This is a genomic window from Acinetobacter sp. AM (assembly GCF_003105055.1).
In the GTDB taxonomy this organism is placed as follows: Bacteria; Pseudomonadota; Gammaproteobacteria; order Pseudomonadales; family Moraxellaceae; genus Acinetobacter; species Acinetobacter tibetensis.
The window spans coordinates 13,264-39,224 of sequence record NZ_QETG01000017.1 but is presented as its reverse complement, the minus strand read 5'-3'; the positions used below and the strand labels follow the sequence as shown (position 1 = coordinate 39,224).

The 25,961-nt window shown below is 39.6% G+C and carries 23 protein-coding genes; 14 read left to right on the top strand and 9 right to left on the bottom strand.

Going from position 1 to position 25,961, the window contains the following annotated elements; translation table 11 throughout:
• Positions 1-36: 36 nt before the first annotated feature.
• A complete protein-coding gene (gene tsaA / locus DCO44_RS10445) occupies positions 37-753 on the top strand; it encodes a tRNA (N6-threonylcarbamoyladenosine(37)-N6)-methyltransferase TrmO (RefSeq protein WP_171304962.1) in 717 nt (238 codons plus the stop codon).
• Here the strand turns inward: tsaA and DCO44_RS10440 are convergent.
• Together DCO44_RS10440 and DCO44_RS10435 are read right to left on the bottom strand one after the other, a co-directional pair.
• Positions 739-1,689 (bottom strand): sensor domain-containing diguanylate cyclase, encoded by a 951-nt coding sequence (locus DCO44_RS10440; RefSeq protein WP_116761665.1) that lies wholly within the window; start codon positions 1,687-1,689, stop codon positions 739-741. The two genes, tsaA and DCO44_RS10440, sit on opposite strands and share 15 nt — an antisense overlap.
• Before the next feature lie 253 nt (positions 1,690-1,942).
• Positions 1,943-3,202: an MgtC/SapB family protein gene (locus DCO44_RS10435; protein WP_116761663.1), complete on the bottom strand. Its 1,260-nt coding sequence runs from the start codon at positions 3,200-3,202 to the stop codon at positions 1,943-1,945.
• Between the two features lie 251 nt (positions 3,203-3,453).
• Here DCO44_RS10435 and DCO44_RS10430 point away from each other — a divergent pair, with 251 nt between their 5' ends.
• From DCO44_RS10430 to DCO44_RS10415, 4 genes are all read left to right on the top strand, one after another.
• Positions 3,454-5,211 (top strand): GspE/PulE family protein, encoded by a 1,758-nt coding sequence (locus DCO44_RS10430; RefSeq protein WP_116761661.1) that lies wholly within the window; start codon positions 3,454-3,456, stop codon positions 5,209-5,211.
• 173 nt (positions 5,212-5,384) lie between these two features.
• Positions 5,385-5,750: a NirD/YgiW/YdeI family stress tolerance protein gene (locus DCO44_RS10425; protein WP_116761659.1), complete on the top strand. Its 366-nt coding sequence runs from the start codon at positions 5,385-5,387 to the stop codon at positions 5,748-5,750.
• Between the two features lie 101 nt (positions 5,751-5,851).
• A complete protein-coding gene (locus tag DCO44_RS10420) occupies positions 5,852-6,514 on the top strand; it encodes a response regulator transcription factor (RefSeq protein ID WP_116761730.1) in 663 nt (220 codons plus the stop codon).
• Positions 6,515-7,870 carry a sensor histidine kinase gene (locus DCO44_RS10415; protein WP_116761657.1) on the top strand — a complete coding sequence of 452 codons (1,356 nt, stop codon included), beginning with the start codon at positions 6,515-6,517 and terminating at the stop codon, positions 7,868-7,870.
• Positions 7,871-7,961: 91 nt separating this feature from the next.
• On the opposite strand, the gene hemP is transcribed toward DCO44_RS10415, so the two are convergent.
• Positions 7,962-8,132, bottom strand: coding sequence for a hemin uptake protein HemP (hemP, locus tag DCO44_RS10410; RefSeq protein ID WP_044739433.1), 171 nt, complete (start codon positions 8,130-8,132; stop codon positions 7,962-7,964).
• A 140-nt stretch (positions 8,133-8,272) separates the two neighbouring features.
• Between hemP and DCO44_RS10405 the strand changes: the two genes are divergently transcribed.
• Complete coding sequence (locus tag DCO44_RS10405) at positions 8,273-9,172, top strand: thiamine phosphate synthase (RefSeq protein WP_116761655.1); 900 nt, start codon at positions 8,273-8,275, stop codon at positions 9,170-9,172.
• Between the two features lie 43 nt (positions 9,173-9,215).
• Here DCO44_RS10405 and DCO44_RS10400 read toward each other — a convergent pair whose 3' ends face one another.
• Both DCO44_RS10400 and mrcB read right to left on the bottom strand, forming a co-directional pair.
• A complete protein-coding gene (locus DCO44_RS10400; RefSeq protein WP_116761653.1) occupies positions 9,216-9,764 on the bottom strand; it encodes a tetratricopeptide repeat protein in 549 nt (182 codons plus the stop codon).
• A gap of 16 nt (positions 9,765-9,780) precedes the next feature.
• Positions 9,781-12,180 (bottom strand): penicillin-binding protein 1B, encoded by a 2,400-nt coding sequence (gene mrcB, locus DCO44_RS10395; protein ID WP_116761651.1) that lies wholly within the window; start codon positions 12,178-12,180, stop codon positions 9,781-9,783.
• 189 nt (positions 12,181-12,369) lie between these two features.
• On the opposite strand from mrcB, the gene DCO44_RS10390 reads away from it, so the two are divergent.
• Positions 12,370-13,275, top strand: coding sequence for an NAD(+) kinase (locus tag DCO44_RS10390; protein WP_116761649.1), 906 nt, complete (start codon positions 12,370-12,372; stop codon positions 13,273-13,275).
• 2 nt (positions 13,276-13,277) lie between these two features.
• Positions 13,278-13,550 carry a YeaC family protein gene (locus DCO44_RS10385; protein WP_116761647.1) on the top strand — a complete coding sequence of 91 codons (273 nt, stop codon included), beginning with the start codon at positions 13,278-13,280 and terminating at the stop codon, positions 13,548-13,550.
• A 102-nt stretch (positions 13,551-13,652) separates the two neighbouring features.
• Here DCO44_RS10385 and DCO44_RS10380 read toward each other — a convergent pair whose 3' ends face one another.
• Positions 13,653-14,648, bottom strand: coding sequence for a glycosyl transferase family protein (locus DCO44_RS10380; RefSeq protein WP_116761645.1), 996 nt, complete (start codon positions 14,646-14,648; stop codon positions 13,653-13,655).
• A 444-nt stretch (positions 14,649-15,092) separates the two neighbouring features.
• On the opposite strand from DCO44_RS10380, the gene DCO44_RS10375 reads away from it, so the two are divergent.
• A complete protein-coding gene (locus tag DCO44_RS10375) occupies positions 15,093-16,439 on the top strand; it encodes a dicarboxylate/amino acid:cation symporter (RefSeq protein ID WP_116761643.1) in 1,347 nt (448 codons plus the stop codon).
• A gap of 151 nt (positions 16,440-16,590) precedes the next feature.
• Positions 16,591-17,733, top strand: a complete 1,143-nt coding sequence (locus tag DCO44_RS10370; RefSeq protein WP_116761641.1) for an acyl-CoA dehydrogenase family protein — start codon at positions 16,591-16,593, stop codon at positions 17,731-17,733.
• 34 nt (positions 17,734-17,767) lie between these two features.
• Here the strand turns inward: DCO44_RS10370 and DCO44_RS10365 are convergent, their stop codons facing one another.
• On the bottom strand, positions 17,768-18,286 hold the full coding sequence (locus DCO44_RS10365) for a type 1 glutamine amidotransferase domain-containing protein (RefSeq protein WP_116761639.1): 519 nt from the start codon (positions 18,284-18,286) through the stop codon (positions 17,768-17,770).
• Positions 18,287-18,725: 439 nt separating this feature from the next.
• Between DCO44_RS10365 and pheA the strand changes: the two genes are divergently transcribed.
• From pheA to DCO44_RS10345, 4 genes are all read left to right on the top strand, one after another.
• Positions 18,726-19,835, top strand: coding sequence for a prephenate dehydratase (pheA, locus tag DCO44_RS10360; RefSeq protein ID WP_016167477.1), 1,110 nt, complete (start codon positions 18,726-18,728; stop codon positions 19,833-19,835).
• Positions 19,836-20,006: 171 nt separating this feature from the next.
• Positions 20,007-22,253: a bifunctional prephenate dehydrogenase/3-phosphoshikimate 1-carboxyvinyltransferase gene (locus DCO44_RS10355; protein WP_116761637.1), complete on the top strand. Its 2,247-nt coding sequence runs from the start codon at positions 20,007-20,009 to the stop codon at positions 22,251-22,253.
• 116 nt (positions 22,254-22,369) lie between these two features.
• Positions 22,370-22,750, top strand: a complete 381-nt coding sequence (locus tag DCO44_RS10350) for a hypothetical protein (protein ID WP_116761635.1) — start codon at positions 22,370-22,372, stop codon at positions 22,748-22,750.
• A gap of 91 nt (positions 22,751-22,841) precedes the next feature.
• A complete protein-coding gene (locus DCO44_RS10345) occupies positions 22,842-24,254 on the top strand; it encodes a hypothetical protein (protein ID WP_116761633.1) in 1,413 nt (470 codons plus the stop codon).
• A 117-nt stretch (positions 24,255-24,371) separates the two neighbouring features.
• Here the strand turns inward: DCO44_RS10345 and DCO44_RS10340 are convergent, their stop codons facing one another.
• Together DCO44_RS10340 and DCO44_RS10335 are read right to left on the bottom strand one after the other, a co-directional pair.
• A complete protein-coding gene (locus DCO44_RS10340) occupies positions 24,372-24,812 on the bottom strand; it encodes a DUF2147 domain-containing protein (protein WP_116761631.1) in 441 nt (146 codons plus the stop codon).
• A gap of 405 nt (positions 24,813-25,217) precedes the next feature.
• Positions 25,218-25,847, bottom strand: a complete 630-nt coding sequence (locus DCO44_RS10335; RefSeq protein WP_116761629.1) for an alpha/beta hydrolase — start codon at positions 25,845-25,847, stop codon at positions 25,218-25,220.
• Positions 25,848-25,961: the final 114 nt, after the last annotated feature.

The window sequence follows — 25,961 nt, the reverse complement described above, 5'->3', positions numbered from 1 at the left end:
GAATATATTTAATTGAACTTATCAGAAAAAGTGATTATGTCTGAAATTCAGCTCCCCATTATTGGAATTATGCACTCACCGTATCAGGAAAAATTTGGAATTCCACGACAGCCCAATTTGGTTCAAGTGCAGTCTTATATAGAGATGCAAGCGCCTTATAATGATCTGGCTGCATTTGAAGGGATTGAAGAATTTAGTCATCTATGGTTAGTCTGGCAGTTTCATGACAATAAGAATCAGCATAAAAAAGACCAGTTCCGTGCGCAAGTTCGTCCACCACGTTTGGGGGGAAATAAGAAAATAGGGGTTTTTGCGACACGCAGCATGTATCGACCTGCACCGATAGGATTATCTGTTGTACAGTTACAAGCGGTAAAAAAAGAGGGGAAGTCTGTCAGAGTTTATCTCACAGGGAGTGATTTGTTAGATGGAACCCCCATTCTAGATATTAAACCCTATATTCATTATTCTGATGCTGTATTTGAGGCGCAAAGTGGTTATGCGCAACAAGAACCAACACGAATGAACGTACATTGGTCCGAGTTAGCCCTATTAGAAAAGCAGCGATTGTTGGCACAGCAGTTTACAACTCAAGCACGATTTGAAGAATTAGATCAGGTATTGTCATTAGACCCAAGACCAGCTTATCAGGAAGATAGTGAGCGAATTTATAAAATGAAATTTGCTCAGCTAGATGTAAGTTTTGTCATTCAAGGTCAAAGCTTAGAGGTGATTACCTTAGAGTCCATTTAGGCCGTAGTTGCGCTTGAGTTTATCTTGGTACATGTTTTTGTCGGCTTGTAAGCAGGCAGTAAGAATGCCATCACTTGGGTCACGTAGCGCGAAGCCAATTGCTGCACTAATTTGTTTTGCCTGTAGGTTTTGAACGATTCGTTTTTGGTGAGCTTGGGAAGATTCTAAGTCATTTTCTACGGTTAATATTGCAAATTCATCTCCACCCAGACGTGCAATGATATCGGTATTACGGCAACTTTCAGTTAAAACGACCGCTGTTTGACGAATGAGTTCATCACCAGCCGCATGTCCGTGCATATCATTTATGAATTTGAGATCGTTTAAATCTAACATAAATACTGTGGCGGGATGTCCATAGAGTTGGCAGCGTTCTTCTTCAGCAAGGATAAACTGATCCCAAGCCCGACGGTTATACAAACCTGTGAGTGGATCACGGAGTGCTTCGGCTTGTAAACGTTCATTTTTACGCGTCTGCTCAATTTCTCTCAGTTCAGTTTGTAAGATTTGACTGAGTAAATCTCCCAGTAACTCAATTAAATTTTGTTCTTCTTTAAGGCTCTCAGATTTTGGTTCTGGATCAATCGCGCATAAAGTTCCAAATAGGCTGCCGTCTTCTTTGGTTAGGGGGTGACCAATATAGGCTTTAATTTTGAGTTGCTGTGCAATGGGTGCTTGGTGATAAGCGGGGATATCATCGGATAGCGGGGCAATTTTAGGACCATTGCTCAAGACCATCTGAGAACAAAATGAATCGGCCCAATTAAAGACTTGTCCTGCATGTATATCATAAGCATGATCTTCTGTTTGTAAGATAATCCAGTCGTCACCTTCAACACGGGTAATCATCCAAAGACCAAAACCAAAGCGTTGATATAAAAAATTAAGAACAGCCTGTCCTGCATCATGAAAGCTTTTAAAACCAATGTCGTTCATTGCACGAACCTTTGACAACAGAAAATAAGGAAATAAGTTCAGCTATTATTTTAAGTGATTGTTAATTAATAATTGGTTGTATCACACCATAATACAAAAATGAATCGATTTAAAATGCAATTTAAGTCTCATTTAAAACAATTAATGTGTAACATATTGATTATTAATATTTTTATAAAATAAAGGATTTTGCCAAATGTGAGTTTAAATCCTGCTTTTAAGGGAATAGGGTGAATAATATACATAGAATTATTTAAGAAATCATCCACCATAAAATCAAAATAAAAACCAGCATATGTAAAATTTGAGCAGGTGCAAAGGCTAGGGCATATTTACGTCCTCCTGTGAGGCTTGCATTAATAGATTTGGCGATTGCATGGGCTACCATTCCTAAAATGAGGGCATAGACAAGCGTATGGTTGGAGGGATCCCCTTGTACAACAATTGCAGCCATTGCGGCATGGATTTCAAATAAAGATGCTAAAAGCGTCCCTATAATTAAGCCTGCATCGCCTAAAAGTAAACTTAACCCATAAACGACTGCCTGAATAATTGTGAGTGTTGCTGCAATAATTGCAGCTTCTTTAAGGCTAAACATGCGCCCATCTGGATGTTCTGTTGGAGTAGTGGGTTTAGTTTTACGCATGAGCCACAGTCCCCACAGTATCAGAATACTCATGGCTACGAATGCTGGCAGAATAATGAGCTTGAACCAATTTAAATTAATCCCTGCGACGATGAGGAGGAGTTGTAAAAGGGTAGCTACGCAAGATAGTAATGCAGCACCGGCATTGGGCACTGCTTCCGCACGTCCTGCACGCACTTCCATACCTAAGCTGGCAATAGTGGCTGTACTTGATACAAAACCAGAGGCTAATGCAGATAAAATGAGTGCATTCTGGGCAGAGAGTAAGCGTTTTGCAATATGAGCAAGTGCTTGAACAGCAAGAATTAAAGCCAGTAGTTTAAGAATAATGTGAGGGTTTAATACCGGCCCCCAAAGTGGCGTGTTGGGCGTTAGCGGCAATGCAACCAAAATCAGAGCCAGTAAGAATAGACCATCTCGAAATTCACGCTCTGTTATCCATTGACTAGCCAAGCCATGAATTGGGTGTTTTAGCATTAAAATGATGGTGAGTATGACCGATAATCCTGCTGCGAAAGGTGCATGCCATATACACAGTGCCCCGATAAAATAAGTCATCACAAAGGCTAATTCAGTTGTTACACCTGGGTCATCTATTTGGTTGCGAAGTGAAAATACCGTTATTGCCCCAATAATCATGGCACCCACAATACCAATGATCGGGCCCAAGGAAAAACATAGTGCGCCCATCAAGGCACAGATGGCAAAAGAACGTACACCTGCAAAACTGTTTGGGTTTTCACGTTGTTTGCTTCTTTCTCGCTCTAATCCAATAACTAAGCCGCAGCCCAAAGCAACTGCCATCATTGTTAACAGTTCTTGAAAGGATGCCTGTTCTAAGGCCAGATTGAAGAGGAGATTGGACATGAGTAATTTAAACCTTGTTATTGTTGATCTGTATTTATGTAAATAATGGTTTTTTTATATTTTTCCCCTAACTGAGGATATTTTATTCTTTATACCATAATTCAGACAGAAATTATGAACTAACTCACCGAGATTAAAAAAATCAATCTGGAGATATCAATATATTAATCAGTAGTTTTAATGATTTAAGTCGATAAACATCCTAGAAATAAAGTCTGTTATAGTGTCGCTAGAAATTGAGGCTTAGAATAATGAATTTTAATTTTGAAATTGATACGACTTGGTGTTTAGAGCAATTATTTAAAGATGGCCGCATTGATGAGCGTGAAAAAATATTAGTACAAACTACACACCGTCAACGTGAGCAACTTAAATGGCATCCTTTGCAGTGGATTGCAAATTTTAATTTAAGAGATCAGCTTCACCCTCAAGCGACTTTATCCTTGAATCGTTTAATGCAATGGTTGGCAGATAAGTCTAATCTCCCTTTATATGTGATTGATCCGCTCAAAGCGGATGTGGGGGCGCTGACCAATGTAATGTCGCAAGAGTTTGCTGTTCGTAACAGAATTCTTGCAGTAGAAGTGAAAGCGGATGAAATTTTAATTGCGACGGATCAACCGTATAAAACGGAATGGGTTGGTAATCTAGAGCGCAGTTTATTGCCTAAAAAGATTCGACGGGTGTTGCTCAGTCCAGAACAGTTACAGCGTTATTTGGTTGAATATTATCAAGTGAGTCGTGCGGTATCGAACTCGCAGAAGTCCGGTACTCATGATCGTGAAAATAAGGGTGTGGAAGCTTTATTACAATTAGGTGACACGCAAAATCCAGATGCGAATGATCAGCATATTGTGAAATTGGTCGATTGGATTTTGCAGTTTGCATTTGAACAAAGTGCCAGTGATATTCACATGGAACCGCGTAAAGATACGGGTAAAGTCCGTTTTCGTATTGATGGAGTGTTACATACCATTTACAACATGCCTGCCAATACCCTGACGGCGGTGATTTCTCGAATTAAGATTTTGGGTCGCATGAATGTTGCGGAAAAGCGTAAACCACAAGATGGACGTTTAAAAACCCGTACGCCTAAAGGACAAGAAACTGAACTACGTTTATCCACTTTACCTACAGCGTTTGGTGAAAAGTTGGTGATGCGTATTTTTGATCCTGAAGTTTTGGTGCGCAGTTTTGAGCAATTAGGTTTTGAAGGCGGCTTGTTAAGCGATTGGCAAAGTTTAACCTCACATAGTCATGGCATTATTTTGGTGACAGGACCAACAGGTTCGGGCAAAACCACGACTTTATATTCTTCCATGAAGAAGTTAGCAACGGATCAAGTGAATGTATGTACCATTGAAGATCCGATTGAAATGCTGGAACCGAGTTTTAACCAAATGCAGGTGAACACTGCTATTGAGCTGGGTTTTGCTGATGGCGTGCGCGCACTCATGCGTCAAGACCCCGATATTATTATGGTGGGGGAAATCCGTGACCACGATACAGCCAATATGGCAATTCAGGCGGCATTGACGGGTCACTTGGTGCTTTCAACGTTACATACCAATGATGCGCCATCGAGCTTGACCCGTTTACATGATTTAGGTGTGCAACCGTTTTTGACTGCGGCAACAATTCTTGGTGTGTTGGCACAGCGCTTGGTACGTCAACTTTGTCCACATTGTAAAAAAGAAAGTCATATCAATGAAAATGAATGGGAACATTTAACGTTTGATTACATTATGGAAATGCCCGAAAAAGTTTATAGCGCTGTCGGTTGTGAAGCATGTCGTCATACAGGATATAAAGGTCGTGTCGGTATTTACGAATTTATGCCACTGAGTTTAACCACCAAACAATTGATTGGTGCAAATGCAAATTTAAATGAGTTACGTCAACAGGCGAAAAAAGAAGGCATTGAACCTTTACGTATTGCGGGTGCACGTAAAGTGATTGCGGGTATGACCACTTTAGAAGAAGTGTTAAGAGTCGTGCCATTGAATTAAGACTTGTTGGTGATTGATTTGATTCAAATGAATCACCGTATTTGATTGTTCGGTCCAGGTTTTGCTCATTGTGTTGAAATATGCTGCATTGAGCCCATCTTAAGATTCAACTCATGTTATTTTGTTTTAATTGCATTAACCAAATCAAGACATGAATATGTGAGGGTGAAGTAATGAATGTAATTTCTAAAATAGCAGTAAGTGCAGCTTTGGTAGTTACAGTGAGTAGTTTTGCGCTTGCCAATACAGCAGTAGTGAATCAGCAGGCGATTGCTCCAACACAAATTACCGTCAAGCAGGCATTAACATTAAAAGATGACACGCCCGTAAAACTGAAAGGCTATGTTATCAAGGCTTTGGGTGATGAGAAATATCAGTTCCAAGACCAGACGGGCAGTATTACGGTCGATATTGATGATGAATTATGGCGTGGTCAGCCCGTATCGGCAAAAACACCAGTTACACTAACAGGTGAAGTAGATATTGATTATCTTCCAACCAAACGTGTTGAAATTGATGTTGATACTTTAACTTTTTAATCAGACATCCATTGAACTGAAGCCACATGCAAAACATGTGGCTTTTGCATTTTAAACCAGATCAAGGCATGCTGAGATTGAGTACCTAATGTGAGTACATGATGCGTATATTATTAGCTGAAGATGATCATTCCCAAGCCGAGAGTATTAAAACTTGGTTAGAAATGGATGGTTATAGTGTGGATTGGGTTGAACGTGGAGACTACGCGATTCACGCCATACAACAGCATCAATATGACTGTGTTTTGTTGGATCGAGGTTTACCGCAAGCCACGGGAGATGACATTCTTAAAACCATCAGAAAACGCCAGCAAGATATTCCAGTCATTTTTATTACGGCAAGAGACAGCATTCATGACCGTGTTGAAGGCTTAGATTTAGGGGCCAATGACTATTTGGTCAAACCGTTTAGTTTGGAAGAATTATCAGCGCGAGTCCGTGCACAATTACGTTTGCAGCAATCATCTACAGGTCAGTATTTATCTTTTGCCAATTTACAACTTGATCCACAAGCCAAGGTTGTTCAGCAAAATGGGCAGGTGATTCATCTTACCGCGAAAGAATTTCAGATTTTATATAAATTAATGCAAAAACCTGAACATATTGTGACCCGAGAACAACTCGAAGAGTCGCTATATGCATGGGGCGAAGAAATTGAAAGTAATGCCATAGAAGTATTTATTTATCAATTACGTAAGAAAATTGGCTCTAGTTTGATAAAAACAGTTCGAGGACTAGGCTATCGAATGAATCAGGATGGTTAAATGGCTGCCCAACATATTTCGCTGCAAAAGAGACTGGTAAAGATCTCTGTGCTGAGTTCAGTCGCAGCAGGTGTAGTCGCTTTTGCTTTGTTGGTAAGTATCTCAATGTATCAAAGCATGAGTATGCAAGACGAAATTATGGATGAAATTGCCGATGCTTTGCTTCTTGTTCAGCCTAATCAAAATGAAGGACCGCATATCGCACAGTTGAGTGGTGAATTTGATCTGCAATATCAATTGATCCATCAGCAAAAAGTAGTGCTTCAATCGGATTCATTTGAATTGGCATCTATGGTGAATTTTTCAAATATGCAGCATGAGCATTTTGATTACGTTTGGTTTCAACATGCGCTGTGGCGAAGTTACCAATCCTTTGATCGGGATACCCAGATGCAGGTGGTGATTTATCAACCCATGCAAGTTCGTTTTGAAAATGTCTTGAGTAGTTTTGCTGTATATGCGGTTTTGTTAATGGTCTTGTGGTTGTTGCAATGGTTGTTTGCACATTTCGCGATTGCACGTCAGTTCAAAGTCATGCAAATGTTATCTAAAAAAATAGCGGACAAGAGTGCGCAAGACTTAACGCCAATTACGCAGAATGCCCCCATCATTGATGAGCTTCAGCCGATTATTTTGCAATTGAATCAGTTATTACAACGTTTAGATCAATCACTGCAAGCAGAGCAGCGCTTTACCGCAGATGCTTCGCATGAATTACGTTCACCACTGTCTGCAATTCAGTTGCGCTTACAAGTACTCCAACGAAAATACCAAGATCAGCTCCAATTTACGCAAGAATTACAACAAATTCAGCAAGATGTTAGCCGTGGTACCCAAGTGCTAGAAAACCTCTTGCTTCTCGCGCGTTTAGATCCGACAGAAACGGCAGATTTACCGCTATCATCGCTTAATTTAAGCCAACTGGTGATGGACGTCTGGAACAGTTTGGAAATATTTAGGCAGCAGAAGCAGATTCAAGTGGTGTCTAATTTGGAGCCCTGTTGGATTGAGGTAAATCCTGAGTTAATGACGGTTTGCTTACGTAATCTTTTGGATAATGCCATACGCTATAGCCAACCCCATAAATGTGTTTATATTCAAGTCATGGTCAAGCAACAACAAGTGTGTCTCTGTATCGAAAATGAAGGTGAAGGGGTGGACAGCGATACGATCTCGCGTTTGGGTGAGCGTTTTTATCGGGCTTTAGGCAGTAAAACGACAGGTTCGGGGCTAGGGCTTTCGATCTGTAAAAAAATTGTGCAACTACATCACGCGAGCATAGATTTTTCGGTCTCATCTTATGGCGGCTTAAAAGTAGAATTGTATTTTAGAAAATTTGAAACACCTGAAATTTGAGATATTGTTCTATTTAGCCTGTAAATAAAAAAGCAGTACGCGCTGACATACTGCTAGTTCCCACGTTTATTATTATCAATTTATTTTGTTTTTATTTCGTGAGAATAAGACGATTATTCCGAGTTAAGCGTAGACGATATTCTTCACCTGCATGCATGATGCGAATTTCACGTCCAAGTGCAAAAAGGTTGTTGGAATGTAGCATTGGTAGTGCATGTGCAGATTCAGTGTGACGTGTAAATAAGCTAAAAGGTGCGTTCATTTTTGTTTGCTCCGTGGTGTATTCTTGAGTGATTTAAATGATAATCATTATCGAATAGATCTGTCAACGAGAATTTTAGCAATTTATAAAAAAACTAAATTTACTTACACTGAAGCTACTTTACTGTGATGGAACTTGTTATGTCCAAGCCGAATATTCATGTCGCAATTGCCTTATTACTGCATCAAAATAAAGTCTTGGTTGGATGGCGCAGTGCTGAACAACATCAAGGAAATAAGCATGAATTTCCTGGAGGGAAAGTCGAAGCGAATGAAACGCCATTAGACGCTTGTCGCCGTGAAGTCTTTGAGGAAGTTGGGGTTGGACTGAATGACTGGCATGCATTTGATGTGATTTGCCATGAATATGATGATGTGGTGGTGAATTTACATTTATTTCATGCCATGGTGCCCGAAGCATTATTAAATGAAATCCAACAGCCATGGACATGGTATAGCCGTACAGAATTACTGAGTCTGAATTTTCCGAAAGCCAATTTTAATATTTTGCAGCGATTATACTGGCCAAACCAAATTAAAATTTCTGAGCATTTGAATGATTTGGAACAACTTAAACCGCAGCAATTATTGTATTGGCGTGTTGAACATGAAGCAGCAGATTTAGAAGATTTAGAGCAATTGTCTGAACAGCAGGCAAGTCATTTAATTGTCAATCTGCACGCATGGCAACAATTGACGCTGCCAATGCAGAGAAAAGTAGCTGCAATTCATCTTAAACAACATCAGTTGATGGCATTTAAGCGTGGAGAATTACCTGTCGGTTTCCGTTTTATTGCGGCATGTCATGATGTTGTGGCCATGCAACATGCACAAAATATTGGTTGTGATGCCATCATTTTGAGTCCAGTTTTGGCAACAGCGACCCATCCTGATGTAGAACCATTAGGGTGGCAACGTTTTCAAGAATATGCTCAGCAAGTGGATATTCCTGTGTTTGCTTTGGGGGGGATGCATGTTGAACTGTTACAACAAGCGCAATCACATCATGCTTACGGTATTGCAGGGATTCGGTATCTTTAAAAAACGTTGGTAACTTATTCATAAAATGTAGAACAAGCAGGCATTAAAGTGTCTTTAATGCCTGTTGTGCTTGCTGTACGGTTTTACTGTTATTTTGCTTTTGACCCGCTTTGGCTACGGCTCCCCAAAGTTGCTTTTTCATGGCTTGGGTTTGCGCATAGCTTAAACCACGACGAGCTAAAGCTTCTGCGTTGGCAGGCTGATTTTTTTGATTGGCAACTAAAGCCAGAAACAAGAAAGTTTCCGCTGACTGCGGTGCTAGACGTTGTGCACGTAAGGCAGCCGCTTCTGCATCATTCCAACGCCCTTGTTTATAAGCTTGCTGTGTTTGTTGCATTAATTGTTTAAAGGCTGGAAGTGAGCGTCCATCTTCAAATTTCTGCTGAGATTTTTGTTCAGGCACCACGACTTGCACTTTTTGCCGTTTAATTTCTGGTTGATCATACGGTGTAATGACCACACCAGAAGATTTTGGTTGAGCAGCTTTGGGCTTTTCGGTGGTAACAGCAGGTTTAGCACTTTCTGGCTTTGGTAGGCTTTGGCAGCCTACTAAAGCCACAACAGCAGCAGAAAGGAGAATGGATCTCAGCATATGCAATTAAAATTCCTTAGTTGGCATAAGTTCCGCTCGAAATGACACGACCTGAATTTTGATCCAAGTCATTTTGCATGTCACTTTCACTCTCGCGGATATAGTTGTCCATACTATCGGGTTGTGCTGGTTGGTTCTGGTTCATTTCCGTATCAGGTGTGTAAACTGGTTCCACTTGGTAGTGAGGAAAGCCGCATGCTGTAGCACGACGTGGTACAGCACTCCTTAATAACGGTATATACAATGCACCTTCACAACCCTGAGCCGATAAGTTGCCAGAGCCACTATCGATCCATTGCCATTGCACATCGTCGGTTTGACGTAAATTGACTGGTTTTTGACGTAATTGACTCATCACATTGGTCCAAACAGGTAAAGCACCTGAAGAACCAGTCAGTCCAGTGACTTTATTATCATCTAAACCAAGCCAAACCACACTGAGATAATTGCCTGAATAGCCTGCAAACCATGAGTCACGGGTATCATTGGTGGTGCCTGATTTACCAGCAAGCTTTAATGAACTTGGCAGGCTGCTGTAAGCAGAACGACCTGTGCCTGAATTCATCACTTGTTGTAAGCCATAATTCACAATATAGGCCGCCGCAGGATCGATGGTTTGTTGCACAGTTAAACTATAACGCTCTAAAACACGACCATTAGAATCGACCACCGAACGGATTGATTTAATTGGGTATTTGAAACCGCCTGTAGCAAAGTTTCCATAGATGCTCATGACTTCCATCGGAGACATATCTACCGCACCCAAAAAGATAGAAGGGTAGGTTGGAATGTTAGAAGTCACACCAAATTTTTTCAAATGATTAGTAAAGCTCGCAATCCCAAATTCTTGTCCAAGACGAACTGCAGATAAGTTATAAGAATTGGACAGGGCTTGTACCATTGGGACTACACCATGTTCACCACCACTATAGTTTTTCGGTGTCCATGATTTACCTTCACTTGGAATGCTAATGTAGCTATCTTCAATTGGACTGGCCCAGTTGTAACGTCCAGACTCAATTGCATTGAGATAAATCACAGGTTTGAGTAATGAACCGACTTGGCGTTTTGCATCAAGTGCGCGGTTAAAACCAGTAAAATCTTGGGTTGAACCTACCGCAGCAACCAGTTCACCATTTTCAGGATGAGAAACTAATACTGCACCTTGTAAGTCTTTTAAGCGTTTTGGATTATTATTGCTTAAACGTGCAACAGAATTCTTAAATGCAGTTTGGATATTGGTTTGTGCAATCGGATCAAGTGTGGTGAAGATTTTTAAACCTTGGTTGGTTAAATCAGACTCTTGATATTCAGTCCGTAATTGACGACGCACAATATCTAGAAAATCTGGGAAGCGTGCAGGTCCTAAAGTGGGTTTTGCTAAAACATTTAATGGGCGTGCAATTTCACGTTCATATTGTTCTTGCGATAAATATCCCATCACCAACATATTATTTAACACGATATCCCGACGCTTTTTAGCACCTTCTGGGTTACGCCATGGATTGAATAAAGAAGGACCTTGTACTAAACCAACCAAATAGGCTTGTTGCGAGATATTGAGTTCACGTAAGGGTAAACCGAAATAGAACTGTGATGCCAAACCATAACCATTAATAGAATAGTTACCGTTTTGTCCCAAATTCACTTCATTTAAATAAGCTTCCAGAATTTCATCTTTGTTGTAATGTAGTTCAACCAAGAGCGCCATTAAGGCTTCGTTGACTTTACGCTTTAAGGTACGTTCTGGGCTTAAATAAAAGTTTTTAACCAACTGTTGTGTGAGCGTCGAACCACCTTGGCGTTTTCCTCCAGTCACATTACTGACCAAAGCTCGCGCAGTCCCTCGAACAGAAATACCATGATGCTTATAGAAGTTACGGTCTTCAGTTGCAATTAAGGCTTCAATTAAAGGCTTTGGCACATTGGATAATTTAATCAGGACGCGATCTTCATTGTGCTGCGGATAAATACCGCCAATTAATAAAGGCTCTAAACGCGCAATCCCTGTAGAAGATGGTTTGGTTGCACTCACTTCACTAATCTGGTCATTTGCAAAGCTGACTTTTAAGACTTGTTCAGGTTCAATGCTATCACCGAAGTCAAAGCCGCGGGTGTGCACATATAAAGTATCCCCGGTGCTGACATAATTGCCCGATTTGGCATAACTATCCGCATTTTTATAGCCCAATAGTTTCAATTCTTGATCGAAATCTTTTTGGCTAATAGGGGCATTGGTGTAAATTTCTAGCGGACGAGCAAAAACCTTCGCAGGAATATCCCAACGCTTACCTTCAAACTTTTCTCTCACAATATTATCTAGACGAATCAGGTAAAAACTAAATGCTAGAAAAATACCAATGACCAATATGGAGAAAATAAGTGCGAATAATCCTATGCCACGTTCAAACTTCATAAAAGGTGATAAGATCCTGATAAATTTTGCTAATCATGCGAAGCTTTTTCCCAATTTGCAATAATAAATCTGTCACAGATGCGAAAAGCCATATAAATGTTTGAGCTAATCAGGCTATTTATAAGGTTTTTTATTTCATTCGGGTTTAATGATATGATAAGCCAGAATCCTAACGGAGCGATCACATAGGTGCAACTTTCACACAAGTCTTTTCGGAATATTGGATTAATTGGTCGACCAGACAAATCTTCTGTTGTTGAAACTTTAAGCCTCATTCACGATCATCTTATGAGCTTGGGTTTACATCCTGTTTTTGATGCAGAAACCGCCGAGCTTGTCCCTTATAAAAATACACAAACGGTCAGTCGAGCCTTATTAGGTGAGGTTGTAGATTTGGTTATTGTGGTTGGGGGTGATGGTTCCTTGTTACATGCTGCACGTTCTTTGGTGAAATATAATACGCCTGTTATGGGGGTAAACCGTGGACGTTTGGGTTTTCTTACCGACATTAAACCGACTGAAGTTATCTATAAGTTAGATCGAGTCTTACAAGGTGAGTTTCAGCAAGACCGTCGTTTTTTGTTGGAAATGGAAGTTCGCTCCAAAGGTGAAACGATTCATGATGCAATTGCCTTAAATGATGTTGTGCTGCATTCGGGTAAATCTGTACACATGATTGACTTTGAATTAAACATCGATGGGCAATATGTGTACCGTCAGCACAGTGATGGGCTGATTGTTTCTACACCAACGGGTTCAACCGCCTATGCATTATCGGGTGGCGGACCTATTGTACATCCAAGTATGGATGCGATTTCCTTAGTCCCAATGCACCCACATACCTTGTCATCACGTCCCATTGTTGTGGGCGGACATAGCGAAATTAAAATACTCATTCGTGAAAATCGTGTATTGCCAATGGTCAGTGCCGACGGGCAACATAGTGTTTCACTCAATGTGGGAGATAGTTTGCATATCCGCAAACATCCATTTAAATTAAACCTCTTGCATCCGCCTGGGTATGACTTTTATATGGCTTGTCGTACCAAACTAGGTTGGAATCGTGATTTTGATTCATTGCAACAACAGGATTAAATATGAATATTGAACAAATGCTGGCTGTACTCGATCCTGATATTGTTAGTCGTTTAAAGACCGCAATTGAAATTGGTAAATGGCCAAATGGTGTTGCATTAACCAAAGAGCAACGTGAAATTTGTATGCAAGCCGTGTATGCGTGGGAAATGAAGCATTTACCAGAAACAGAGCGCAGTGGTTATATTGATCGTGGCACGAAAGAAGAAGGTGAAGAGTGCGATGATGATCATCACAAGAATGAACCTGAATTTAAGCCAATTCGTTTTGTTTAAGTCAAAACAGTTTTGCAAATAGCCAAGATGTGAAAAAGGACTCTCAATTGGAGTCCTTTTTGTTAATTGTCATATTTTTGTCATTACATTGGAATGGCAGAATTAAAAACGATTTAACCAAAGCTGTTTCGCTTTCAGCATCGCGTCAGGGTAACTTTCGCATACTCCCATGGTATACAAGGCAATGCCCATAGTTTCTATGACCGCAGTTTCACCATATTCATGCTGTTGCTGACCTTGCCAGACAGATTTAAATACAGCCAAATCGAGTTCTTCTTCGACAGGACTTCGGTTGTCTGTCAGTTTAGGAAGCTCGTGTTCATAGAGTTCCCCATTTTTAATGCCACAAATTAAGGTTTTGGCATCAGGATTACGTTCGAACTCACCACCTTCACCTTTAATGACAGCACTGTTTTGATAACCGAGTTTAAAGGCAGCCTGTTGATGAGAGCTACGATAGGCAGGATGAAAGATGGCTTGTAAAGTGGCTTTAGCGTTAAACGGATTAATCAGTCTTGCTAGGGTATGAATTGGTGAGCGTAATCCCATGACATTGCGTAATGCAATCAGTTCACTCAGGATGGGTGAAATAACCTCTAAGGGTAAATAGGCAAAATTACGTTGTTGTAGTTGCTGCTCAACCTCATCTTGATTTTGGCAGATAGGGAAATCTAAATATTCAAGCACTTGTTCGGTATAAACACGATTTAAGGTATGCCCCGCAGCACCATGCATGACAATTTTATAGCCGTGATGAGCTAATGTTAATGCTGCCAATAAGAACCAAGGATAATGTTTACGTTTCCCTGCATACGAAGACCAATCTAAATCTACGTCGAGGGCTTTAAAATTTAGTGAGTCACGTGTTGCTTGTACAAAACCAGCCAATTCATCTACAGATTCTTCTTTAACACGCAACAGCATCAAAAAAGCACCCAATTGCACATCCAAGACTTCATCGTTCAAAATCATTTTGAATGCTTGATAGGCTTCATCATAAGTGAGTGATCGTGCACCATTCTTGCCTTTACCGACAATACGGACAAATTGGGCAAATGGATGCTCAAAATCTTTGTATAAATTTCTTTTGGTTGTCATTTGCTTAGATCACTGTGTAATTTCGTGTTTCGAGGGAGAATGTTTAAATGGATAATAGAAAGATTTTGATGTAAAAGAAAGAAAAATGACGGGTTAGGTATACGACCAATGTCTAATAAAAATCGAACACAATTTAATCGAATTTAAAAATATATGTAGATTTACTGTTCAAAAGTTCGGTAGAATTCCATCGAATAAGGATGACTGTTAAGTTTTTCTTATTAGTTGTTTATTCTATCATATTGAAAATACTCATTTTCAATAGTCTAACTGCGATGGAATCGCGGATATTATTATTTAGTTTAATGAGAAGGTATTAAGACTAACTTAATACCTATAGCCTTTTGTAGTGATTATAAAAGGAATTTTTAAGGGCTGTGTATTCTTAGGAATAGACAAATATTGGATGTTTCTAGTTCTAGAAATATGTTTAGAAGTAACGCTATGGCTAAAAAACCCATCTATAAATCACTGTATTTTCAAGTGATTGTTGCCATCATTGCAGGTATTCTGGTTGGTCATTTCTCTCCAAGTGGAACCCAGATTGTAAATGGTGCTGAACAATATGTCCCAGGTTTAGGCGAACAGCTGAAACCTTTAGGTGATGCATTTATCCGATTGATTAAAATGATCATCGCCCCAGTGATTTTCTGTACAGTTGTTAGCGGTATTGCTGGCATGGAAAGCATGAAATCGGTGGGTAAAACGGGTGGTATTGCTCTCCTTTATTTTGAAATCGTTTCTACGATTGCCTTATTGATTGGTTTGTTGGTGATTAACATTGCCAAACCTGGTGTAGGCATGAACATTGACCCTGCATCTTTAGATGTATCGGGTATTTCTAAATATGTAGAATCAGGTCAGTCACAAAGCACTGTCGATTTCTTAATGAATATCATCCCACATACTGTGGTGGGTGCCTTTGCTGAAGGTGAAATTCTTCAAGTATTGTTATTTGCTATTTTATTTGGATTCGCACTACATAAATTAGGTGATTCTGGTAAGCCAGTTCTTAAGCTAATTGACCAAATTTCGCATGTCTTCTTCAATATTGTAAATATGATTATGAAGCTTGCGCCTATTGGTGCTTTTGGTGCAATGGCATTTACCATTGGTAAATATGGTATTGGCAGCTTAGCGCAATTGGCTCAGTTAATTATCTGCTTCTACCTTACCTGTTTATTGTTCATTTTTATTGTACTGGGTTCCATCAGCCGTTTTTGTGGTTTCAGTATCTTAAAAATGATTCGTATGATTCGCGAAGAATTATTGATTGTTTTAGGAACATCATCTTCAGAATCTGTTTTGCCACGTATGTTGAAGAAACTTGAAATTGCAGGTTGTGAAAAATCTGTAGTGGGTCTCGTGATTCCAACAGGTTATTCATTTAACTTGGACGGTACTTCAATTTACTTAACCATGGCTGCGGTCTTTATTGCTCAAGCGACCAATACTCAATTAGATATTTCACATCAAATTACTTTGTTATTGGTGTTGTTGATTTCTTCTAAAGGCGCTGCAGGTGTAACGGGTTCAGGCTTTATTGTAATGGCAGCAACGTTATCTGCGGTAGGTCATATTCCAGTTGCTGGTTTAGCACTGATTTTAGGTATTGACCGTTTCATGTCAGAAGCTCGTGCTTTAACTAACTTGGTGGGTAACTCGTTGGCAACTATCGTGGTTGCGAAATGGGTCGGTCAGCTTGACAAGAAAAAACTAGATTATGCTTTAGCGAATCCTGAGGAAGTGGATAAGCTTATGCTAGAAGAAAGTAATCCATCTCACGCTTAATGCGATTTGTTTAAAAAAGGAAGCTGCGGCTTCCTTTTTTGTTTTTGCATTGACCTAAAGTAGCCATAAATAAGACAAAAGCTGCACATGACAGATGCAGTAAAATTGCCTAGCATGTCAGATGAAGATTAAAAATAACTCAGGAAGAATAATGTTAGCCTACGATGCAGATTTAGAACTATTTAAAGATAATTTTAAGCGCTTTATGCAAGAGCATATTGCCCCAGATTATGACCAATGGGAGCGCGAAGGCATTATGCCGCGTTCGGTATGGAATAAATTGGGTGAAAATGGTTTTTTATGTGTAGATGTACCTGAGCAATATGGTGGCTATGGTGTGCCTACCCATTATTCTTTAATGTTGGTAGAAGAGTCTGCTCGTGCAGGATATGGCGCACTTTCTACCGCGATTTCATGTCATTCTGAAATTGCTGCGCCTTATATTTTACATATTGGAACCGAACAGCAAAAACAATATTGGTTACCCAAAATGGTAACGGGTGAGGTCGTGGGTGCGATTGGGATGACTGAGCCAGGCGCTGGATCAGATTTGCAGGCAATTCGTAGCACTGCAATTTTGCAAGACAATCATTATGTACTGAATGGTTCTAAAACCTTTATTTCAAATGGACAACATGCTGACCTCGTGGTCCTTGCAGTGAAAACCGATCCGCAAGCACGAGCTAAAGGGGTTTCATTACTTTTATTAGATACCCATTTAGATGGATTTAAGAAAGGAACCAATTTAGACAAGATCGGGTTGCATTCTCAGGATACTTCAGAATTATTTTTTGATAATGTGCAAGTACCTAAGGATCAGTTATTGGGACAAGCAGGGCATGGATTTAACTATCTTATGCAAGAGTTGCCACGTGAAAGAACAGCGATTGCCGCGACGGCTTTAGGGGCGATTCGTGGGGCACTCGATGTGACCACACAATATGTACAAGAACGTCAGGCTTTTGGACAAAAGATTGGTCAATTTCAAAACACGCGTTTTGTACTTGCACAGGCAAAAATTGATGAGCTGGCGACAGCAGCTTTTTATAATCAAAATGTAGAGCTCTATATGCAAGGTAAACTTGATGTAGAAACAGCCGCAGCATTAAAAAGTTTTTCAACCGACATGCAAATGAAAGTTGCAGATCAATTACTACAATTGTTTGGTGGTTATGGTTATATGACGGAATATCCAATTTCCCGCTTCTTTGTCGATGCTCGAATTCAGCGGATTTATGGTGGAACCAACGAAATTATGAAAGAAATTGTCGCGCGTGGAATGATAGGACGCTAATAATAAAAAAGAGCCGAAAGGCTCTTTTTTTGACTTAAAGCTTGAGCACAGTCAAACTTTCGCGAATAAATGCGGGTAGATCTTCTGGAGAGCGCGAAGAAATATACAAATTATTGTCATTCACCACGGCTTCGTCATAAAACACTGCGCCCGCATTAAGCAAATCGACAACAACAGATTTCATAGTGGTCATACGCCGACCTTTTACAACGCCTGCATTAATCAGTAATTGTGGACCATGACAGATACTCATAATCGGTTTTTGTGCATTGGCAAAGCGACGGACAAAATCGACATAGCGCTCATCTGCTCTTAAGTGATCTGGTGAATAACCACCAGGAATAAGCAAGGCATCAAATTCATGGACTGTAACATCATCAATGCTTAAATCAATAGTGACGGAATATCGACGTTTTTTCCCATAAACAATATTGCCAGCTTTGTTTTCAATATTAATTACACTATGGCTCGCAGCCCGAAAGGCTTCAACGGGTTCGACATATTCCATGTCTTCGAAGTCATGCGTGACTAAAACTGCAATTCTTTTTGGCATTTTTATTCTCCGAATAGCATTTTTAAATCTAAAATAACAGACAAATTGTGAAATACGTCATATTAAATTGTGGTTAAATTGTGATCTAAAGTAATATGCCTTGATCATGTCATATTCTTAAAGAAATTTTCTAGTGCTATGTTTTAAATAAAAAATAATAAAAATAACGTGATTCAGCAATTTTTAAGGTTGAGTTGTATTTATCAGGACATTTCATGGAGGGTTTCAATCATTCAGTCTATGTATTCAAATCATCTTATTCCCAAGATTGCTAAGCCAGACGTTATATCTACTCGATAATTCAAAACTTTAGTTGGATTTTGGCAAATATTACTGGCTATAGCGTTGAAATCAGGATGAATCCAGATTTTATTGCCTACCATTTAATTGAAGTCTTGATATACTGTCGGCATTCACGTTTTCGAAGGGCGAAATAACAATGATCAACGACGATCAAAACACTACGACTTCTCTGGACTTGACCAAGATTCGCGAAGATATTGATTCTGTCGATCAACAGATTCAACAACTGATTAATCGTCGCGCGCGCTTGGCCGAAGCAGTAGCAAAAGCAAAGTTTGCATCTGAAGAGAATCCAATGTTTTACCGTCCTGAACGTGAAGCACAAGTTCTGCGTAATGTCATGGAGCGCAATGAAGGTCCTTTGTCCGATGTAACAATGGCACGTTTATTCCGTGAAATTATGTCAGCATGCTTAGCATTAGAAGCACCACAAAGTATTGCGTTTTTAGGTCCAGTCGGTACCTTTACGCATTCGGCTGTGCTTAAGCATTTCGGTCAGGATGCGGTGGTTCGTCCTTTACCAACGATTGATGAAGTATTCCGTGAAGTTGAAGCGGGCAGTGCACACTACGGTTTAGTACCAGTCGAAAACTCATCTGAAGGGGTCGTGAACCATACTTTAGACTGTTTTAAATCATCGACATTAAATGTGATTGGTGAAGTGGAACTGCGTATTCATCATCAATTCTTAATTTCCGAAAATACGCGTAAAGACAGTATTAAACAGATTTATGCGCATCAACAAACCTTGGCACAATGCCGTAAATGGTTGGATGCACATTACCCTGGTGTAGAACGTGTTGCACTCAATTCAAATGCAGAAGCGGCGCGCCGTATTCGTAATGAATGGCATTCGGCTGCGATTGCATCGGATGTTGCTGCAAGTATTTATGAGCTAGAAATTCTGCACAGTAATATTGAAGATAATCCAGAAAACACCACACGTTTCTTGGTCATTGGTCGTGAAAAAGTGCCACAAAGTGGTAATGACAAAACCTCTTTGTTGATTTCAGCACATGACCGCGCGGGTGCATTACTTGAAATCTTAGCACCTTTTGCAAAACACCAAATTAGTTTGACCAGTATTGAAACGCGTCCAGCTTTACCAGAAAAATGGGCTTATGTGTTCTTTATTGATCTTGAAGGGCATATTGAACAAGAAAATGTGAAAGCAGCAATTGAAGAAATTCGTCCTTTAGTCAAAGAAGTGCGTGTATTGGGTTCTTATCCAATTGCTGTGCTCTAATATTCGCTATAAAAGATGGTTTGCTGTCTTGCATGATTGAAGCTTAATTTTGATTAGATCAATAATGTCGAGACTGCTTGCAAGAATCTTTAAGTTAAACAAACTTAAGCATATAGATATCGTTGAAATGCACTTGCCAAAGTGTGGGGTTTAGAGGCGAAAGCATAAAAGATGACACAGCCATTATTTGAAAAAGTTGCATTTATTGGACTTGGCCTGATTGGTTCAAGTCTGGCTCGTGTAATAGTTGCTGAAAAACTGGCGAAACAAATTGTCGCATCAACACGTTCAAGTAAGACCTTGGACGATGCAAAAGCTTTAGGCTTAATTGCAGAAGGTTTTACTAATCCAGTTGATGCTGTGCAAGGTGCCGATTTGGTGGTACTTGCCTTACCTGTACGAGCGACAGAAAAAGTTTTAGCCACCATCAAGCCTTATTTGTCAGAAAACTGCATCATTACCGATGTGGGAAGCACCAAAGGGAATGTTGTTGATGCAGCCAAAGCCGTTTATGGCGAAATGCTGCCTGCTGGTTTTGTACCAGGCCATCCCATTGCGGGTGCGGAACATACAGGTGTTCATGCGGGTAAAGTTGATTTATTTGCGCATCATAAAGTCATTCTGACGCCTCTTCCAAGCAGTGCACCTTGGGCGGTTGAAAAACTGATTACCCTTTGGCAAGCGGCAAAAGCAGAAGTCATTTGCATGGATGTGGAAAAACACGATGAAGTGTTGGCGCATACCAGTCATTTACCGCATTTGATGGCATTTAACTTGGTCGAGCAATTGGCCAATCGCGCAGATAATTTGGATATTTTCCGTTATGCTGCGGGCGGTTTTCGTGATTTCTCACGTATTGCGGCCAGTGATCCGCAAATGTGGCATGACATCTTCTTTGCCAATAAAAAAGCTATTTTGAATGCTGTAGATGGTTTTGAACAACAACTTGCTGTACTTAGAAAACTGATTGAAGATGAAGATTCGCCAGCCTTAATGGGCTTGCTTGGCAATGCTCAAGCTGCACGACAACATTTCAATCACATGTTAGCCAAGAAACCCCTGATGGAGAAAAATAAGGTGACACAACAATTTACCATTTTGCCAGGCCCTAAGACGTTCCAAGGTAAATTTACCGTGCCTGGAGACAAGTCTGTGTCTCACCGCTCTATCATGTTTGGTGCGATTGCAGAAGGCACGACCCATGTAACAGGTTTCCTTGAAGGTGAAGATGCTTTAGCAACGTTACAAGCCTTCCGTGATATGGGCGTGAGTATTGAAGGTCCTAAAAATGGTGAAGTGACCATTCATGGCGTTGGCATGCATGGTCTAAAAGCACCTGCGGGCGCGTTGTATATGGGCAACTCTGGTACTTCGATGCGTCTTTTGTCGGGAATGCTGTCTGCACAAAAATTTGACTCTGTGATGACGGGCGATGCTTCGTTGTCAAAACGTCCAATGGAACGTATTGCGAAACCGTTACGTGAAATGGGTGCACAAATTCAAACGACAGGTGAACGTGGTACACCGCCAGTTTCGATTACAGGTAGCCAGCCATTAAAAGGCATTCACTATGATTTACCAATGGCTTCTGCTCAGGTGAAATCAGGTATTTTATTGGCAGGTTTGTGGGCAGCAGGTGAAACTTCTGTGACTGAGCCAGAGCCAACACGTGACCATACTGAGCGTATGTTGCGTGCTTTTGGTTATGAAGTAAAAACGGAAGGTAATCATATTTCACTGCAAGGTGGCGGTAAGTTGGTCGGTACGGACATTCAGGTACCATCTGATATTTCTTCTGCTGCATTCTTTATGGTTGGTGCTGCAATTACTGAAGGTTCAGACGTGACGCTTGAAGCTGTAGGCATTAACCCAACGCGTACAGGCGTGATTGAAATTTTGAAACAAATGGGTGCTGATCTCACTGTTGAAAATGAACGTATTGCAGGTGGCGAACCCATTGCAGATATTCGTATTCGTGGCAGTCGTACTTTAAAAGGTATTCATATGCCTGAAGACCAAGTACCACTAGCGATTGACGAGTTCCCAGCGTTGTTTATTGCTGCGGCTTGTGCCGAAGGGCAAACTGTACTTACAGGTGCAGCGGAATTGCGTGTGAAAGAATCTGACCGTATTCAAGTGATGGCAGATGGTCTGAAAACTATGGGCATTGACTGCACTCCGACGGCTGACGGCATCATTATTGAAGGTAAAGGTCAATCTGGAGATTGGTCTGAGATTTTCACTGGCGGTGAGATTGAATCCCATCATGACCACCGTATTGCGATGAGCTTTAGTATGGCTGGCTTACGTAGTTCAGGTGAGATTAAAATTATGGGTACAGAAACTGTTGCAACTAGTTTTCCGACATTTACTGAACTTAGCAATCAAGCCGGTTTAGCAATTCAGGTCACTGAATAAGCATTTTGACTCAACAAGTCCGTTATTTATGATTGAACAGCCAAGCAAATGCTTGGCTGTTTTGTTTTTATTGCTTATGCTAAACCCATAAAACAAAAAAGCCTTTAGGTAGAGCTATGCGAAAATTACAATTCACTGCCAATTGCGAGCAGCATCAACATATGGTGGAATCAGGGAACCAATGTCATATTACACAAGAATATGTGGCAGATTTGTTGGTAGGTAAGCTGAATCAATATGGATTTCATACCTTGCCGCAAAGTGGTGATCATGTTGCTGTAAGTGTCGATAATCACGCTTTACCTTTATCCATTACCTGTCAAAGTTCAGATCAAGAAGGGCATCTTGTTTGTGAAATTACTTCATATCCAACCGAGGATCAGGACTGGTTGGATCGTATTACGGAACAAAGCTTATTGAACCAATTGGCACAAGCAGTTGAAAATACATTAAAAAAAGATCAAAGTTTTAGTGAATTTGAGTGGAGGAATGGTTAATATTTAAAACCATTATTTCCACAAAAATAAAAAAATGTCTTCTAAAATAGCTATATTTATTGCGATATTTTTATTTTTTCTATCGTGGTGCGTGCCTGCTGTTGATGGTATGGTTGGTTTTGGCGTCATGGTGACATCAATTTTATATCATTTTTTGATTGTCCCTATTCCTAAAGTGTTTCCTGTATGGGCAAATTTAACTTTTTTATTAGCAGTGAGATGCTATTTTAAAGAAAGTGAGATGCTGGAAACATTTGAATCCAAAGCATGGATGTATGGTATTGTTACATGTGTTCTTATGTGTATTGGATTTTCTACAGCAATTACTAAAGTTAATATAGGTGCTGTGATATGGTTATATTCAGGATTCTTTTTAATCTTGGCGCTAGCATTAACTAAAATATCTCCTTTCTGGGATAAAATAGGCTTAGTTCTGGGAATTGGGTTTATTGTGTTTTTAAGTTTTAAACTTTATCAAAATGAATCCTACGTGTCTAAATATCAAACAGGCTTTAAAGAAGAAGGTCTAAAACATTATTTATTTCGCCCTAAGAATAGTGGATATGTAATACCAACTTTAACTCAGGTACAGCAAAACAATTCATACAGATGGTTGAATGGGCAGAAAGTAGCTAATGATACTGTGGATTTATCAAGTTTAATCAATGAGACGATTGAATTAGATTTTAACAAAACGATTGATGTTCCAGAATCTAATAATAAAAAGGCTGAATGTAAGTTAAAACAGAATAACCAACATGCTTTGTATTTTCCTCCACGTTATATTGATAATGGATATTCTTGGACACGATATTTAAATTCAGGAAATATCGCTGTAGGATATCCGACTCAACAGGAAGGAACGGTAATCTATCGCTCTAAGAATATTGATTCGTTGCATACGGTTATTCAACTTATTCGTAAAGCAGATCAACATATTTTATATCAGCAAACTCTTTTGGCAAATGGTGGCTATGATGGATGTACATATGAACCTAAGCAGTATGAGCAAGAACTGAATTCAGTGTTTGAATTGGATTCATCTTCTTTAAATAGAAAATTTGGCAGTTTTGTATCTCTTGAAAAATTTGAAGCACCAGAAAAATTAATTGAAAAATGTGAATGGATAAATGAATCTTATAATATTTTTATATTTGAAAATAAAAAAATTAATTTTCTGAATAAAAAAGTATTTAGCCCTCAAATTTTATGTTCTGAACATTATGTTGCAGTTGCATCGTTAACTGAATATCATGTTGGTGATATAGAAAATACATTACAAGTTGAAATGTTTAAACGAGATGATTTACAGCCAATTTCTTGCGGGCTACTTCGTTATGGCTTGACTAAGCCACAGACAGATGCATTTTATAAAAGAGAATTAGAAGTAGTAGACGTAACAATATTATCAGATAAGTTAGAACATGCTAAATGCCCTTATGTTGAATTACGGCTAAGTGATGGGCATGTGGATAAAGATTATAATTGGATCGAAAAATTTTAGCAGCACGTTGTATTCAAATGACTTTAAAGTGCTAAATTACGTATGACTTAGCACTCAGATCATTTATGGTACCTTTGATTTAAAGAATACCAAATGCGATAGTATGCAAAACAGATCTTATTCCACACGTAACCAAGTCTGACTACGACCTACAGCAGAAACACCGAAATAGCCACGTAAAAAGAGCTTTTTACTATTCGCACTAACCTTACCTTTTAAGCTATAGATCTTTCCAGAAACAGGGTCAATAATTTTACCATTACTATAATTTATATGATCATTCGTCTTTAAGCCTGTAATGACTTTCATGCCGATAATTGGTTTGTTGGTATACGGTGCAGGGCAATGAGTACAAAATTCTTTTGGCGTATAACCAGGACGTGGGGTCAGTTTGAGAACAGTACCTGCGTACGTGTTATTTGATTGTTTTTCAATTTTTACCAGAGCTTTAGGCTCACCTGTTTTGTCATCAATAAAGTGCCAAGTACCAGTAATATCCTGTGCAAAGCTTGATGTAGTGGCTAAAGCAAGTAAAATTGCCCCAAAAAATGTTTTCATAGAATTGTTGACCGTAGTTTTGAAATTTAAAAGTGGAAAGCTATAGCGAGCTAAAGTATTGATTGTACAATTAATTATTTAAATAATGATGTGCATAAAATGCCAAAAAGATATCAGAAAATAAACTTGTAAAGCAATACTCCATGTTGCATGAATGTCGATAATCGAAGAGTGTTTAATTATGCATTAATCAAGAAATTCAGGCAGATAAATTGGTATCTTAGCCAAATAAAAGTGTTGCAATAAGGATAGGAATGAATTGTGAAAAGAGGAAATAGCATCCGTTAGACCGATTCAAGATTTTAATCCAGTAGATCAAATATAACGAGTAATATTCAGTGAGAGTATAGGTTCAAGAAAGAAACCATCTTGAATGATCATGATTTCTTTCTTGATATTTGCAGATTAAACCAGCAGGAAACGTGAAATCGCAATACGTAACTGTTTTAAATACCCAGTAAAGAAGTGATTCGCACCTGGTAAAACTGTGACCAAATGACGCTGTGGCTTTGCCCAAGCAATCATGTCTGAGAGTAAAGTTACATCATCGGCTTCACCGTGAATAAATAGAATATCACCTTTAAGATCAGGCGTTTGATAGTGACGAACACCTGCAACAGTCGCAGTCGGCAAACCACACAAAATAGTTTGAATGGATCTGAGTTCACTTGGTAAAGCATCGTAGCATTTTGCCATGACATGTGCACCAAAGCTAAAGCCGCCCGCATAAAAAGGCAAGCCAATATGCTGTAAACGCGCATGATGAATAACTTTTAATACATCGTCAGTTTCACCATGCCCTTCATCATGAACACCTTCACTCTGACCTGAGCCACGGAAGCTTGGACGATAAACCACACAGCCATTTTCAGCTAAAATTTGAGCCAAAAGTGCTGGAACTTTATGTTGTGGCGTGCCGCCTTGCAATGGATGAGGGTGGCAAATTACCGCGAATCCTTTCACTTCGCCTTGTGGATAATCAACGAAAACTTCAATTTGACCCACTGGACCGGGAATGAAAATTTGCTCGGACATAAGATAAATGGATTAATAGCAGGAGAATCCGCTATTTTACCGATTATGATCAGTAAAAACACAGATTGGAAAAAAAATAAGTCTACTGTTATAGTTTGTTTAATTATTTTTTAA

Coding starts and splice junctions, on each gene's coding strand:
- DCO44_RS10425 (WP_116761659.1), top strand. CDS start 5,385: ATGAATGTAATTTCTAAAATAGCAGTAAGTGCAGCTTTGGTAGTTACA.
- DCO44_RS10370 (WP_116761641.1), top strand. CDS start 16,591: ATGTTAGCCTACGATGCAGATTTAGAACTATTTAAAGATAATTTTAAG.
- DCO44_RS10420 (WP_116761730.1), top strand. CDS start 5,852: ATGCGTATATTATTAGCTGAAGATGATCATTCCCAAGCCGAGAGTATT.
- DCO44_RS10405 (WP_116761655.1), top strand. CDS start 8,273: ATGTCCAAGCCGAATATTCATGTCGCAATTGCCTTATTACTGCATCAA.
- mrcB (WP_116761651.1), bottom strand. CDS start 12,180: ATGAAGTTTGAACGTGGCATAGGATTATTCGCACTTATTTTCTCCATA.
- DCO44_RS10365 (WP_116761639.1), bottom strand. CDS start 18,286: ATGCCAAAAAGAATTGCAGTTTTAGTCACGCATGACTTCGAAGACATG.
- tsaA (WP_171304962.1), top strand. CDS start 37: ATGTCTGAAATTCAGCTCCCCATTATTGGAATTATGCACTCACCGTAT.
- DCO44_RS10415 (WP_116761657.1), top strand. CDS start 6,515: ATGGCTGCCCAACATATTTCGCTGCAAAAGAGACTGGTAAAGATCTCT.
- DCO44_RS10430 (WP_116761661.1), top strand. CDS start 3,454: ATGAATTTTAATTTTGAAATTGATACGACTTGGTGTTTAGAGCAATTA.
- DCO44_RS10385 (WP_116761647.1), top strand. CDS start 13,278: ATGAATATTGAACAAATGCTGGCTGTACTCGATCCTGATATTGTTAGT.
- DCO44_RS10340 (WP_116761631.1), bottom strand. CDS start 24,812: ATGAAAACATTTTTTGGGGCAATTTTACTTGCTTTAGCCACTACATCA.
- DCO44_RS10335 (WP_116761629.1), bottom strand. CDS start 25,847: ATGTCCGAGCAAATTTTCATTCCCGGTCCAGTGGGTCAAATTGAAGTT.
- DCO44_RS10400 (WP_116761653.1), bottom strand. CDS start 9,764: ATGCTGAGATCCATTCTCCTTTCTGCTGCTGTTGTGGCTTTAGTAGGC.
- hemP (WP_044739433.1), bottom strand. CDS start 8,132: ATGAACGCACCTTTTAGCTTATTTACACGTCACACTGAATCTGCACAT.
- DCO44_RS10375 (WP_116761643.1), top strand. CDS start 15,093: ATGGCTAAAAAACCCATCTATAAATCACTGTATTTTCAAGTGATTGTT.
- DCO44_RS10350 (WP_116761635.1), top strand. CDS start 22,370: ATGCGAAAATTACAATTCACTGCCAATTGCGAGCAGCATCAACATATG.
- DCO44_RS10440 (WP_116761665.1), bottom strand. CDS start 1,689: ATGAACGACATTGGTTTTAAAAGCTTTCATGATGCAGGACAGGCTGTT.
- pheA (WP_016167477.1), top strand. CDS start 18,726: ATGATCAACGACGATCAAAACACTACGACTTCTCTGGACTTGACCAAG.
- DCO44_RS10435 (WP_116761663.1), bottom strand. CDS start 3,202: ATGTCCAATCTCCTCTTCAATCTGGCCTTAGAACAGGCATCCTTTCAA.
- DCO44_RS10355 (WP_116761637.1), top strand. CDS start 20,007: ATGACACAGCCATTATTTGAAAAAGTTGCATTTATTGGACTTGGCCTG.
- DCO44_RS10380 (WP_116761645.1), bottom strand. CDS start 14,648: ATGACAACCAAAAGAAATTTATACAAAGATTTTGAGCATCCATTTGCC.